Origin of the sequence: Paracoccus fontiphilus (assembly GCF_017356265.1) — a bacterium.
GTDB classification, from domain to species: domain Bacteria; phylum Pseudomonadota; class Alphaproteobacteria; order Rhodobacterales; family Rhodobacteraceae; genus Paracoccus; species Paracoccus fontiphilus.
Genome location: NZ_JAFNAW010000002.1, coordinates 1 through 13,174, shown reverse-complemented (window position 1 = coordinate 13,174; position 13,174 = coordinate 1). Strand labels below are relative to the sequence as shown.

General features: G+C 67.3%; 13 protein-coding genes. 6 read left to right on the top strand and 7 right to left on the bottom strand.

Annotation, left to right across the window (positions count from 1 at the left end; genetic code table 11):
- Position 1: 1 nt before the first annotated feature.
- From accB to hisF, 3 genes are all read right to left on the bottom strand, one after another.
- Positions 2 to 505, bottom strand: a complete 504-nt coding sequence (accB, locus tag J0F76_RS01135; RefSeq protein ID WP_207464821.1) for an acetyl-CoA carboxylase biotin carboxyl carrier protein — start codon at positions 503 to 505, stop codon at positions 2 to 4.
- 113 nt (positions 506 to 618) lie between these two features.
- Entirely contained in the window at positions 619 to 933 is a 315-nt protein-coding gene (locus J0F76_RS01130) for a phosphoribosyl-ATP diphosphatase (protein ID WP_207464819.1), read from the bottom strand.
- Entirely contained in the window at positions 930 to 1,691 is a 762-nt protein-coding gene (gene hisF, locus J0F76_RS01125) for an imidazole glycerol phosphate synthase subunit HisF (RefSeq protein ID WP_207464816.1), read from the bottom strand. Before hisF ends, J0F76_RS01130 begins: the two co-directional genes overlap by 4 nt.
- A gap of 97 nt (positions 1,692 to 1,788) precedes the next feature.
- Between hisF and selD the strand changes: the two genes are divergently transcribed.
- On the top strand, positions 1,789 to 2,844 hold the full coding sequence (gene selD / locus J0F76_RS01120) for a selenide, water dikinase SelD (RefSeq protein WP_207464814.1): 1,056 nt from the start codon (positions 1,789 to 1,791) through the stop codon (positions 2,842 to 2,844).
- A 13-nt stretch (positions 2,845 to 2,857) separates the two neighbouring features.
- On the opposite strand, the gene J0F76_RS21120 is transcribed toward selD, so the two are convergent.
- Genes J0F76_RS21120 through J0F76_RS01100 form a run of 4 tightly spaced genes read right to left on the bottom strand, consistent with a single transcriptional unit; the run spans position 2,858 to position 8,354 of the window.
- A complete protein-coding gene (locus tag J0F76_RS21120; RefSeq protein WP_207464812.1) occupies positions 2,858 to 4,891 on the bottom strand; it encodes a dipeptide ABC transporter ATP-binding protein in 2,034 nt (677 codons plus the stop codon).
- The gene (locus J0F76_RS01110; protein ID WP_207464810.1) at positions 4,891 to 5,817 is read right to left on the bottom strand and encodes an ABC transporter permease subunit; all 927 of its coding nucleotides are present in this window, start codon (positions 5,815 to 5,817) and stop codon (positions 4,891 to 4,893) included. The genes J0F76_RS21120 and J0F76_RS01110 overlap by 1 nt, the downstream gene beginning before the upstream one ends.
- A 4-nt stretch (positions 5,818 to 5,821) precedes the next feature.
- Positions 5,822 to 6,745, bottom strand: coding sequence for an oligopeptide ABC transporter permease OppB (gene oppB, locus J0F76_RS01105; protein WP_207464808.1), 924 nt, complete (start codon positions 6,743 to 6,745; stop codon positions 5,822 to 5,824).
- Positions 6,746 to 6,752: 7 nt separating this feature from the next.
- Positions 6,753 to 8,354, bottom strand: coding sequence for a peptide ABC transporter substrate-binding protein (locus J0F76_RS01100; protein WP_207464806.1), 1,602 nt, complete (start codon positions 8,352 to 8,354; stop codon positions 6,753 to 6,755).
- A gap of 129 nt (positions 8,355 to 8,483) precedes the next feature.
- On the opposite strand from J0F76_RS01100, the gene cobU reads away from it, so the two are divergent.
- From cobU to J0F76_RS01075, 5 genes are all read left to right on the top strand, one after another.
- Positions 8,484 to 9,014, top strand: a complete 531-nt coding sequence (gene cobU, locus J0F76_RS01095; RefSeq protein WP_207464804.1) for a bifunctional adenosylcobinamide kinase/adenosylcobinamide-phosphate guanylyltransferase — start codon at positions 8,484 to 8,486, stop codon at positions 9,012 to 9,014.
- Complete coding sequence (gene cobT, locus J0F76_RS01090; protein ID WP_207464802.1) at positions 9,001 to 9,954, top strand: nicotinate-nucleotide--dimethylbenzimidazole phosphoribosyltransferase; 954 nt, start codon at positions 9,001 to 9,003, stop codon at positions 9,952 to 9,954. Before cobU ends, cobT begins: the two co-directional genes overlap by 14 nt.
- Positions 9,947 to 10,684, top strand: a complete 738-nt coding sequence (gene cobS / locus J0F76_RS01085; protein ID WP_207464800.1) for an adenosylcobinamide-GDP ribazoletransferase — start codon at positions 9,947 to 9,949, stop codon at positions 10,682 to 10,684. The genes cobT and cobS overlap by 8 nt, the downstream gene beginning before the upstream one ends.
- Positions 10,685 to 10,765: 81 nt before the next feature.
- Positions 10,766 to 11,410, top strand: a complete 645-nt coding sequence (locus tag J0F76_RS01080; RefSeq protein ID WP_207464798.1) for a TRAP transporter small permease subunit — start codon at positions 10,766 to 10,768, stop codon at positions 11,408 to 11,410.
- A partial coding sequence (locus J0F76_RS01075; RefSeq protein WP_207464796.1) for a TRAP transporter large permease occupies positions 11,407 to 13,174 on the top strand: 1,768 nt, incomplete at its 3' end. The genes J0F76_RS01080 and J0F76_RS01075, both read left to right, overlap by 4 nt.

The window sequence follows — 13,174 nt, the reverse complement described above, 5'->3', positions numbered from 1 at the left end:
CTCACTCGACGACCATCAGGGGCGCGCCGAATTCGACCGGGGCGCCGTCGTCGATGAGGATGCGCCTGACGGTCCCGGCGCGGGGGGCCGGAATGTGGTTCATGGTCTTCATCGCCTCGACGATCATCAGCGTGTCGCCTTCCGCCACGGCCTGGCCGATCTGCACGAAGGGCGCGGCGCCGGGTTCGGGGGACAGGTAGGCGGTGCCGACCATGGGCGAGGTGACGGCGCCCGGAAGGCTGGCCGGGTCCTCGCTGACGGCGGGCAGTTGCGCCGGGACCGCGTTGGCCTGCGGGGCGGGCGCGGCAGCCGCGACGGGGGCCGGCGCGGCAAAGGCCACCGGCTTGCCATGCTTGGACAAGCTGACGGTCAGGCGGTCATGTTCGCCGTATTCGCGCTTGACCGACAGTTCCGACAGGTCGCTTGCATTCAACAGTTCCGCCAGCGACTGGATGAAAGCCACGTCGCCTTCGTGATGCTTGCCGTTCTGGGAATCGTTGCTCATGCGGTCCTCTGCCAATGTTTATGATGCCGCAGCCCAGCCGGGGCACGACAGTTTGCCCGCTTATAGACCCCAAGTCGCGCCAAGGGGAAGGGTTTGGAAGACGGCTTGCCCGATTAGGACGGCCGCGCCGCCTTTTCCGCCAGCCCCGAGGTCCCGGCGCGGCGGTCCAGTTCGGCCTCGACCTCGGCCAGGGTCACGTCGCGGGCAGCCAGCATCACCAGCAGGTGGAAGATCACGTCGGCGGCTTCGCTGGTCAGCCGGGCGCGGTCGCCCTTGACGGCCTCGATGATCGCCTCGACGGCTTCCTCGCCGAACTTCTCGGCGCATTTCTCGGGGCCTTTCGCCAGCAGCCTCGCGGTCCAGCTGCCGTCGGGATCGGCGGTCTTGCGGGCGGCGATGGTCGCGGCCAGGTCGTGCAGGGCGCTCATGCCAGCCTCATGGGGATGCCGGCGGCGGCCATGTGGGCCTTGGCTTCGGCGATGGTGAAGGTGCCGAAGTGGAAGATGGATGCCGCAAGGACCGCGCTGGCATGGCCTTGGGTCACGCCCTCGACCAGGTGGTCCAGCGTGCCGACCCCGCCCGAGGCGATGACGGGGATGTTCACCGCATCCGCGATGGCGCGTGTCAGCGGAATGTTGAAGCCCGCCCGCGTCCCGTCGCGGTCCATGGAGGTCAGCAGGATCTCTCCGGCGCCCTTGGCCTCGACCGTGCGGGCGAATTCCACCGCGTCGATGCCGGTCGGCTTGCGGCCGCCGTGGGTGAAGATCTCCCACCGGCCGTCCGCGACCGTCTTGGCGTCGATGGCCACGACGATGCACTGGCTGCCGAAGCGGTCGGCTGCATGGGCCACCACGTTGGGGTCGGCCACGGCGGCGGAATTGAAGCTGACCTTGTCGGCCCCGGCCAGCAGCAGCGCCCGCACGTCGTCATGCGTCCTGACGCCGCCGCCCACCGTCAGCGGCACGAAGCACTGTTCCGCCGTGCGTGTCACCAGGTCGAACATGGTGCCGCGGTTTTCATGCGTGGCGTGGATGTCCAGAAAGCAGATCTCGTCGGCGCCGGCGGCGTCATAGGCTCGGGCGGCCTCGACCGGGTCGCCTGCGTCGATCAGGTCCACGAAGTTGACGCCCTTGACGACGCGGCCGTCGGCCACGTCCAGGCAGGGGATGATGCGGGTCTTGAGCATGGGCTTCTCCTTGCGGACCGTCCTATGCGCAAACGGCCCTTCGTTGAAGATGCGATTTGCGGGTGATACCGTGGCGCGAACCGAACCGGAGGCCCCGATGGACGACCAGCAAATGACCGAACCGCGCCTGACCTCATTGTCCCATGGCGGCGGTTGCGGCTGCAAGATCGCGCCGGGCGTGCTGACCGGGCTGCTGCGCGGCACCGCCATGCTGCCGGTCCCCGAGGCGCTGCTGGTCGGGATCGAGACCTCGGACGACGCCGCGGTGTATCGGCTGAACGACCGGCAGGCGCTGGTGGCGACGACCGACTTCTTCATGCCGATCGTGGATGATCCGCTGGATTTCGGCCGCATCGCCGCGACGAACGCGATCAGCGATGTCTATGCCATGGGCGGCACGCCGATCATGGCGCTGTCGCTGGTGGGCATGCCGATCAACACGCTGTCGGGGGAAACCATCGCGCGCATCCTGGAGGGCGGCGCGATGGCCTGCCGCGAGGCGGGCATCCCCATCGGCGGCGGGCACACTATCGACTCGGTCGAGGCGATCTATGGACTGGTGGCCCTTGGCCTGGTCGATCCCGATCACATCAAGCGCAACAGCGGCGCCAGGCCGGGCGACGTGCTGATTCTGGGCAAGCCGCTGGGCGTGGGCGTCATGTCGGCGGCGCTGAAGAAGGGCGCCTTGTCGCCCCAGGGCTATGCCGCGATGATCGACGCGACGACCCGGCTGAACACGCCGGGACCGGATCTGGCGCGGCTGCCCGGCGTCCATGCGATGACCGACGTGACGGGCTTCGGCCTGGCGGGCCATGCGCTGGAGATGGCGCGCGGGTCGGGCTGCGAGTTGCGGCTGGACTGGGATGCCGTGCCGCTGCTGGCAGGTGTTCGCGACCTGGCGGCCTCCGGCCATGTCACGGGCGCGTCCGGCCGCAACTGGGCCAGCTACGGGGCCGAGGTCGCCTTGCCCGAGCGTCTTTCCGATACCGATCGCGCGCTGCTGACCGATCCGCAGACCAGCGGGGGCCTGCTGGTCGCCTGCGCCGAGGATCAGGCCGAGGCAGCCCTGTCGATCTTCCGCGACCACGGCTTTGCCGAGGCCGTCGTGATCGGTCGCGCGGTCGAGGGCGCGGGCCGGGTCGTCATAGGCTGACCAAGCGAGCGCGTCAGGCCATGCGGGCCTGCGCGCGTGCTGTTTCCTCTGCGCTCGGGGGGCCTGGAAAGTGGCAGGCCGTCCGGTGCGCGTCGCCGGCAAGGCCGGGCGCTTGGGCCGCGCATATGGGCTGCGCGCGGGGACAGCGGGTGCGAAAGACGCAGCCGGACGGCGGATGGAGGGGCGATGGCAGTTCACCCCCGACGGGCACGGCGATACGGTCGGCGCCGGGACGAGCGGTCGGCACCGCCGACAACAGCGCCTGCGTGTAGGGGTGTCGCGGTCTGGCGTAAAGATCTTCGGTTGGCGCGATCTCCATGACCTTGCCAAGGTAAAGCACCATGACCCGGTCGCTGATATGCCGGACCACCGCGAGGTCATGGGCGATGAAGATCAGCGCGAGGTCCAGAGCGCCCTGCAAATCGGTCAGCAGGTTGACGACCTGTGCCTGGATCGAGACGTCGAGCGCGCTGACCGGCTCGTCGCAGATGATCAGCCGGGGGTTCACGATCAGGGCGCGGGCAATGCCGATGCGCTGGCATTGCCCGCCGGAGAACTCGTGGGGATAGCGGTTGATCTGGCCGGGCAGCAGGCCGACCCTGTCCATCATCGCCTTGACTTGGGATTTCACCTCGGACCTTGGCAGGTCCGGGCGATGCGTGGTCAGCGGCTCGGCGATGATTTGGCCCACGGTCATGCGGGGGTCCAGGCTGGCGAGCGGGTCCTGGAACACCATCTGGATCTCGCGCCGATAGGGCTGCATCCCGCGCGGCGTCAGGCCGACCAGATCACTGCCGTCGGTCCACCGGGCCGCGCCCTGGGCCGGAACCAGTCCGACCAGGGCGCGGGCGAGGGTGGACTTGCCGCAGCCCGATTCACCGACGACGCCCAGGGTTTCACCCGGAGCCAAGGTGAAATCGACGCCGTTCAAGGCGCGAAGGGGCAGGGGCCGGGCCCAAGGCATGGCACCCTTGGGGCGCACCGGGAAGGTGACCTGCAGATCGCGAACGTCCAGCAACGGCCGGTCCCGGCGCGCTGGTCCTCGGGCGCTGTCGGGGTGGGGCGAACAGTCCATGGGGCTGCGAACCTCATCCAGCGGGGCATGGCAGGCACGCCATCGCTGCGGGGCGAAGGCCGACAACGGCGGGCGCCGGCTTTCGCAATCCTCGCGGCGGGACGGGCAGCGCGGGGCGAAGGCGCAGCCCGCTGGCAAGGCGTTCATGTCCGGGGGCTGTCCCGGAATGGCGACAAGGCGGCTGCCGCTGGCGTCGATCCGGGGAACGGCGGACAGAAGGCCCTTGGTGTAGGGATGGGCGGGATCGTCGAAGATCGCGGCGGTGGGCCCCGTCTCGCGGATGCGGCCCGCATACATCACCGCCACCCGCTGGCAGGCGCTGGCGACCACGCCAAGGTCATGCGTGATCAGCATCATCGCCATGCCAAGATCGCGCTGAAGGTCCGACAGCAGCGTCAGGATCTGCGCCTGGACGGTCACATCCAGCGCCGTGGTCGGTTCGTCCGCGATCAGCAGGCGCGGCCCGCACAGCAGCGCCATCGCGATCATCACCCGCTGGCGCATGCCTCCGCTGAACTCGTGGGGGTAATGGTTTATGCGTGTCTTGGCGTCAGGGATCTGGACGGCATCCAGCATCCGCAAGGACTTGGCATGGGCTTCCCTCCAAGACATGCCCTTGTGCATGACCAGCACCTCGGCCATCTGCCGGGACACGCGCATGTAGGGGTTCAGCGAGGTCATCGGGTCCTGGAAGATCATCGCGATCCTTTCGGCGCGGACGCGGTTCAGAACCTTGGGCGGGGCATTCAGGATCTCTTGCCCGTCCAGACGCACGCTGCCGCTTGCATGGCCGTTCCGGGCAAGCAGCCCCATGACCGCAAAGGCAAGCTGCGACTTGCCGGACCCGGATTCGCCGACGATGCCCAAGGTCTCGCCAGCCTCAAGGGTCAGGTCCAGGTCATCGACGGCCTGCACCGTTCCGACAGCGGTCTTGAACCGGACCGACAGGTTGCGGATGTCCAGCAGTGCCATCAGCGGTCCTTCGGGTCCAGCGCGTCGCGCAGGCCGTCGCCGACGAAGAAGAAGCCGAACATCGTCACGACGAAGAAGAACAAGGGAAAGGCCAGCTGCCAAAGGGTGCCATAGCCCATGGTGCCCGCACCCTCGGCGATCAGCGCACCCCAGGATGTCAGCGGTTCCTGCACGCCGAGCCCCAGAAAGCTGATGAAGCTTTCGGTCAGGATCATCAGCGGAACCAGAAGCGTCGCATAGACCGCGACCACGCCCAGCAGGTTCGGCACGATGTGGCGGCCGATGATGCGCCAGGCGGGAACGCCGATGACGCGCGCGGCCTCGATGAACTCGCGGTTCTTCAGCGACAGGGTCTGGCCGCGCACGATGCGGGCCATGTCCAACCAGCTGATCAGGCCGATGCCCAGGAACAGCATCGTCATGGATCGCCCGAACATCACCAGCAGAAGGATCAGCACGAACATGTAGGGGATCGACATGAGGATATCGACCGTCCGCATCATCACCTGGTCGGTGCGGCCGCCGGAATAACCGGCAATGGCGCCGAACAGGGTGCCTGCGACAACGGCAATGCCCGCGCCCACGATCCCCACCAGAAGGCTGATGCGGGTTCCCTGGACGGTCCGCGCGAACAGGTCGCGGCCCAGGTCGTCCGTGCCGAAGTAGTGCCCGTTCGCCAGCGAGGGCTGTCCGGCGGTGGCGACCTGGCCCATGACCGAGAAGTCCAGCTCCTCGTGCGACCATCGGGCGAACAGGTTGCCGGACAAGGCGAACAAGGCCACCAGCGCCAGCACCGCCAGGCCGGTCATCGCGGCCTTGTTGCGCCGGAAGCGCCTGCGCGCATCGGCCCAGGGGCTTCGGCCCGGGACCTCGTCCCCGGCCATGCGGGCTGCAAGCGACTGCATCTTCCGGGGATCGATGACCATGGCGCTAGTATCTGATCTTCGGGTCGATCCAGGCATACAGGATATCGACGAGCAGGTTGAACAGGATGGTCAGCGCGCCGACCAGGATGGTGATGCCCATCATCACCGCGTAGTCGCGGTTCAGCGCGCTGTCCACGAAGGCCTTCCCGATCCCCCCGGTCGAGAAATAGATGTCGATCACCACGGACCCGGTGATCATCGACACGAAGACTGGACCCAGATAGCTGATGACGGGCAGCATCGCGGGCCGCAGCGCGTGGTGCAGGACGACGCGGTGTTCGGGCATCCCCTTGGCCCGCGCGGTGCGGACATGATCGCTGCCCAGAACCTCGAGCATCGAGGAGCGAGTGATCCGGGCGATGGACGCCATGTAGCTTGTGGACAGCGCGACCACCGGCATGATCCAGAAGGACGGGTCCGAAAAGCTCCACCCTCCGCCGGGAAGAAGGCGCAGCCACAGGGTGAAGACCAGCACCAGGATCGGCGCCATGACGAAGTTCGGCAGCACCTGTGCGCCGATCGAGACGCCGACCGCCAGATAGTCCAGCCAGCCGTTGTGCCGGACCGCCGCAAGCGTGCCAAGCGCGACGCCCACGGTCACGGCCGCAAGAAAGGCAAGGCTGCCATAGGTCAGCGTGACCGGAAAGCCGTCTGCGATCAACTGGTTCACGGTCCGGTCGGGATAAACGAAACTGGGGCCGAAGTCGAAGTGGACGACCACGCCATGGACATAGTTCCAGATCTGGCGCCACAAGGGATCATCCAGCCCGTACTTGGCGTTCAGGTTGGCAAGCACCTGCGGCGGCAGGGCGCGTTCCTGCGTGAACGGCCCGCCCGGAGCAAGATGCATCAGCACGAAGGACAGCACGATCAGCAACAGCAGCGTCGGGATCGCGATCGCCAGCCGCCGGATGACATAGCCCAGCATCGGCGACCTATTCGGCCAGCCGATACAGGTCCTTGGCATACCAGCTGTTCGTGACGTTGCGGGTCGGAATGCCCCGGATCGCCGGATTGATCATGTCAACCTTGGCATAGTGATACACGAAGGCCGCAGGCACCTCGGCCGCCAGGATCTCCTCGGCCCGCTTGTAGAGAGGCGCCGTATCCTCCGCCGTCTTGGAGTCAGCCAGCAGCCGGTCGTATTCGGCGTTCGACCACTTGCCCGAGTTGTAGCCGTCGGTGCGGAACCAGTCGAGGAAGGTGGACGCCTCGTTGTAGTCCGCGCACCAGGCATAGCGGGCCATGTCGAAGTCCTGGCTTTGCATCCGGTCGGTGTGGACCTTCCATTCCACGTTGTTCAACGTGATTTTGACGCCCAGCGGCTTCCAGAACTGCTGGGCGGCGATGGCCAGCTTCTTGTGGTTCTCGTCCATGTTGTATTGCAGGGTCAGGCTGACGGGATTGTCCGGCCCATAGCCCGCCTCGGCCAGCAGGGCGCGCGCCCTGTCGCTGCGTTCTTCCTGCGTCATGCTGGCGATCTCGGCGTCGGGGGCTTGAAAACCGTCGATGGCCCAATGGGTCCAACTGTAGGCGGGCTTCTGTCCGCCCTGCAGCACCTGGTTCACGATGATGTCGCGGTTCAGGCCCAGGCTCAGCGCCTGGCGGACGCGAACGTCCTTCAGGGCCGCAGGTCCCTTGTCCGAAACGTTGAAGACGTAGGCGTAGGAGCAGGCATAGGGAATGGACACGGCCTGGTCGGGATGTTCCTGCGACAACCGGGGATACTGGCCCGCGGGGATCTGCACGCGGTCAAGCTCTCCGGCCAGATAGCGGGTCAGGCCCACGTTGTTGTCGTTCACGGTGACGCCGCGCACGGTCTGCATGACGACGTTGGCCGCATCCCAGTAGTCCGGGTTTCTCGACAGGGTGATGTCCACGCCCAGGGTGTGGCTGTCCAGCGTGAAGGCGCCGTTGCCGACCAGGTTGCCCGGCTGCGTCCAGGCATCGCCATGTTCCTCGACCACGCGCTGCGGGACGGGATAGGTGGTGGCATGGGCCAGCGTCTTGAGGAAGAACGGCGTGGGCGCGGTCAGCCTGACCTCCAGCGTTTTGTCGTCGATGGCCCTGACGCCCAACTGGTCCGGCGGCAACTGCCCGGCGATGATCTGGGTGGCGTTCCGGATGTTCATCAATTCCAGAAACCACGCGTATTCCGAGGCTGTCCTGGGGTCCACGACACGTCGCCAGGCATAGACGAAATCGCCAGCCGTGACCGGATCGCCGTTCGACCACCGCGCGTCGCGCAGCGTGAAGGTGTAGGTCAGCCGGTCCTCGCTTTCGTCATAGCTTTCGGCGGCACCCGGTACCATGCCGCCTGTCCCATCCTCGTTCAGCAGGCCTTCGAAAAGCTGGCGCAGCACGTCCGACCCTTCGACATCGGTGTTCTTCGCCGGGTCCAGTGTCTTGATCGCGTCCAGAAGCCAATAGGTATAGGTCTGGCTTTCGGCCAGCGTCTCGCCTTCGGCCGGCTGGACGGCGCTTGCAGGCAGGGCCATGACGATCAGAAGCGCGGTGGTCGTGAACAGCTTGGTCATGGCGGCCTTTCCTGGGATCGGTGACGGGGTGTCCTGCAACGGATTGGAATCAACCCTAGCGCAAGCGGGCCGGGGGTAAAGACGCATTGCCGCTTTCCTCGGGCGCCGCCTTGTGGAACAGAAGGCGCCATGACGAAGCAGGGGCATATCACGCTGGTCACCGGCGGAGCACGGTCGGGCAAGTCGGACCTTGCCGAACGGCTGACCGCCCGACATGGCCTGCCACGCATCTACATCGCCACGACCGAGGCGCGCGACGGCGAGATGGCCGACCGGATCGCACTGCATCGGCGCGCAAGGGGAGACGGCTGGGCCACGGTCGAGGAGCCACTGGCCCTGGCTGACGCGCTGCGCCGCACCGACGGGCAGGGCGCGCGGCTGGTCGATTGCCTGACCCTGTGGCTGTCGAACTGCATGGGCGACGCGGACATCGAGGGCCTGACGTCGACCCTGCGCCGGATGCAGTCGCCCGTCGTTCTGGTCACGAACGAACTGGGCCAGGGCATCGTGCCGGACAACGCCCTGGCCCGCGACTTTCGCGACCGGCATGGCTGGATGAACCAGGCGGTGGCGCGCATCGCGGACGAGGTCTGGATGTCCGTCAGCGGGATGCCCCTGCGCCTGAAGCCCGTGAAGGACGATCCCGATGAAAGCCTTTGACCATGCCGCGGCCGCGGCCGCCCGGACGCACCAGGACAGCCTGACAAAGCCGCCCGGCTCGCTTGGCCGGCTTGAGGATCTTGCCGTCTTCATGGCGGGCTGGCAGGGGCGCGACCGTCCCCGGTTGGACCGGGCGCAGGCGCTTGTCTTCGCGGGCAACCACGGCGTCGTGGCGCAGGGGGTGAACCCGTTCCCGGCCGAGGTGACGGCCCTGATGGTCCGGAACTTCCGTGCAGGCGGAGCTGCGATCAACCAGTTGTGCCGCATCGCCGGGGCCGACCTTTCGGTCGTGCCGCTGGATCTGGACCGCCCCACCGTAGATTTCACGCAAGCCGCCGCCATGACCCGCCCCGAGGTCGAGGCCGCGATGACCGCCGGCGCCGAGGCCGTCGATCCGCAGGCCGATGTGGTGATCCTGGGGGAAATGGGGATCGGCAACTCGACCGTCGCGGCGGTTCTGGCGGCGGCGACCTTTGGCGGGGCGGCCGTGGACTGGGTCGGTCCGGGCACGGGCGCCACCGGGGACATCCTGTCGAACAAGCTGCGCGCCGTCGATGCGGGCCTTGCCCTGCACCGGCCCGAAACCGCGCTGGACACCCTTGCGGCCTTCGGGGGACGAGAGCAGGCTGCCATCTGCGGCGCGATAAGGCGGGCACGCCAGCTTGGGCTGCCGGTGATCCTGGACGGCTTCATCTGCACCGCCGCCGCCGCCGTTCTGACGCGCGACGATCCCGATGCCCTTGCCCATTGCCTGATCGGCCATGAAAGCGCCGAGCCGGGACACCGCCGCCTGATCGACTGCCTGCAAAAGCAGCCGATCCTGTCGCTGGACCTGCGGCTGGGCGAAGGCTCGGGCGCGGCGATCGCGCTGATGGTGCTGCGGGCGGCGCTGTCCTGCCACAACGACATGGCCACCTTTGCCGAGGCCGGGATTGGCTAGGCTGCAGCAGCTTCTGCTGGCGATCGTCTTTCTGACGCGGCTGCCGCTTGGCCGCTTCCTGCCGCCGCGCGTGCTGCCGCTTGCATCGGCGCTATGGGCCTTTCCGCTGGCGGGCGGCCTGGTCGGGGCGTTGGCCGGGCTGCCATTGCTGATCGACGGGCCGCCGCCGGTTCTTGCCGCGCTGTCCTTCGGCCTGTCGGTCTGGCTGACCGGCGCATTGCACGAGGATGCCCTGGCCGATTTTGCCGATGCCGCCGGGGGCAGGACCCCGGAGGATCGGCTGCGGATCATGCGCGATTCGCATATCGGCAGCTATGGGGTCATGGCCCTTGTCTGCACCAGCGCGCTGCGGATCGCCGCGCTGACGCAGGTGGGACCGATGGCCCTGGTCGCCGCGGCCGCAGGGGGGCGGACGGCCATCGTCCTGGCCATGGCCACGCTGCCGCCCGCCCGGCGCGACGGGCTGGGCCACGCGGCAGGGCACCCGACCGGGGCCGCATTGCTCGCGGCGCCTGCCATTGCGGTTCTGCTGCTGCTTCCCCTCGGGTTTGGCGGCATCGCTGCCTCGGTCGCCGGACTGGCCGCCGCGCTGCTGGTCATGCGGCGGGCACGGCGCTGGATCGGCGGGCAGACCGGCGATGTGCTGGGTGCCGTCTCGGTTGCCTGCGAGACGGCGATGCTGACAGTTCTGGCGCTTGTGACGCAGGGGCCAACCAGCGGAATTTCTTGACCGGTTTGGGGCGTTCGCGCATACCCCAAGGGCTAAGAAAGCTGGCCGGAACCACAAGGCCGACCAGAGGGAGGGTTTTCAATGGGTGGCCTTTTGGCCCTGTCGCGCGGCATAGACCGCGTCAACACCGTCATCGGACGCAACGTGTCCTGGCTGATCCTGCTGGCGATCTTCGTCAGCGCGGTCAACGCCATCATCCGCAAGGCGTTCAGCATTTCGTCCAACGCCTGGCTGGAACTGCAGTGGTATCTTTACGGTGCCGCCTTCCTGCTGGCGGCGGCCTACACGCTGCTGGAAAACGAACACATCCGCATCGACATCGTCTTCGCCACGTGGTCGCGCCGGGTGCAGCACTGGATCGAACTGCTGGGGCATATCTTCTTCCTGATGCCCTTCGTCCTGCTGAGCCTGTGGCTGACCTGGCCGTGGCTGGCCCGGTCCTTTCGCACCGGCGAGATGTCGATGAACGCGGGCGGGCTGATGCTGTGGCCCGCCAAGGCGCTGCTGTTCACGGGCTTCGTGCTGCTGCTGCTGCAGGGCATTTCCGAAATCATCAAGAAGATCGCCGTCATGCGCGGCCTCATCCCCGATTACAACATGCCGATGGGCCACCATGCCCCGCTGGAACTGGATGAGGAATTGCTGGAGCAGGCGGGATTTGTCGATCCGCACCACCCTGATGCCGATCCAAGGGCGCACAAGACCGGCCAGGAGCCTCGCAAATGATGGAACTCATCGCGCAGAACATGGCGCCGATCATGTTCGTTTCGCTGATCATCTTCCTGCTGCTTGGCTATCCCGTCGCCTTCGCGCTGGCGGCCAACGGCCTGCTGTTCTTCGTCATCGGGGTCGAGCTTGCGCCGCTGTCGGGCGGCTCGATCAATCTGTCCTGGCCGCTTCTGGGCGCGCTGCCCGACCGCTTCTTCGGAGGGGTCGTCGCCAATGAGACATTGCTTGCGATCCCCTTCTTCACCTTCATGGGGATCGTGCTGGAGAAATCCGGCATGGCCGAGGATCTGCTGGACACGATCGGCCAGCTTTTCGGGCCGGTCCGGGGCGGCCTCGCCTATGCGGTGATCATCGTGGGCGCGCTTCTGGCGGCGACCACGGGGGTGGTTGCGGCCTCGGTCATCGCCATGGGCCTGATCTCGCTGCCGATCATGCTGCGCTATGGTTATGACCGGAGGATCGCTGCGGGCACCATCGCCGCGTCGGGCACGCTGGCGCAGATCATCCCGCCGTCGCTGGTTCTGATCGTCCTTGCCGACCAGTTGGGCCGGTCGGTGGGTGACATGTACAAGGGCGCGCTGATCCCCGGTCTGGTGCTGACCGGGATCTACATGGGCTACATCTTCCTGACGTCGATCTTCCGCCCCCATCTGGTTCCCGCCCTTCCGAAAGAGGCCCGGACGCTCGGCTCGGGCGTGACGTCGCTGTTCGTGGCGCTGCTGGTCGCGGCGGGCACCTTCTGGCTGACCACCCGCTGGCTTGGCCCGGACCACGCGGCCGATGCGCCGATCTGGGGCCTGGTCGCGGCCGTCGGCCTGATCTATGTCGCCGCGCTGGTGGACAAGGCCACGGGGCTGAACGCCATGTCGCGTCTGGCCCAGCAGGTCATCATCGTGCTGATCCCGCCGCTGGCGCTGATCTTCCTGGTTCTGGGCACGATCTTCCTGGGCATCGCGACGCCGACCGAGGGCGGCGCCATGGGTGCCGTGGGCGCTCTGGTGATGGCAGGGATGAAGCGCCGGCTGAGCCTGGACGTGATCCGGCAGGCGCTTTATGCGACGACGCGTCTGTCGGCCTTCGTGATGTTCATCCTGATCGGGGCGCGGGTCTTCTCGCTGACGTTCTACGGCGTCAACGGGCACCTGTGGGTCGAGCATCTGCTGACCTCGCTGCCGGGCGGAGAGCTGGGCTTCCTGATCGCCGTCTCGATCCTGGTCTTCCTGCTGGCCTTCTTCCTCGATTTCTTCGAGCTGGCCTTCATCATCGTTCCCTTGCTGGCCCCTGCTGCGGAGAGCCTGGGGATCGACCTGATCTGGTTCGGGATCATCCTGGGCGTGAACATGCAGACCAGCTTCATGCACCCGCCCTTCGGGTTCGCGCTGTTCTACCTGCGATCCGTGGCGCCCAAGCAGCCCTACAAGGACCGCGTGACGGGCAAGACGATGGAGCCTGTGCGCACCGGCCAGATCTACTGGGGCGCGGTGCCGTTCGTCTGCATCCAGATCGTCATGATCGGCATCGTGATCGCCTTCCCCGGAATGGTCATGCACTACAAGGGCGCGCCGGTGGACACGTCCAATGTCCGGCTGGAGATTCCGGCGGGCGGACTGGGCGGGACCGGCACCGGCGGCGGGTTCGGATCGCTGGGTGGCCTTGGCGGGTCGCCCTTCGGGCAGCAGGCCCCGGCAGGGGGCGGCACGGCGGCGCCTTCGGGTGGCCTGGGCGGCACGCCGCCGGGCCTGGGGTCGCCCCCGCCCGGCT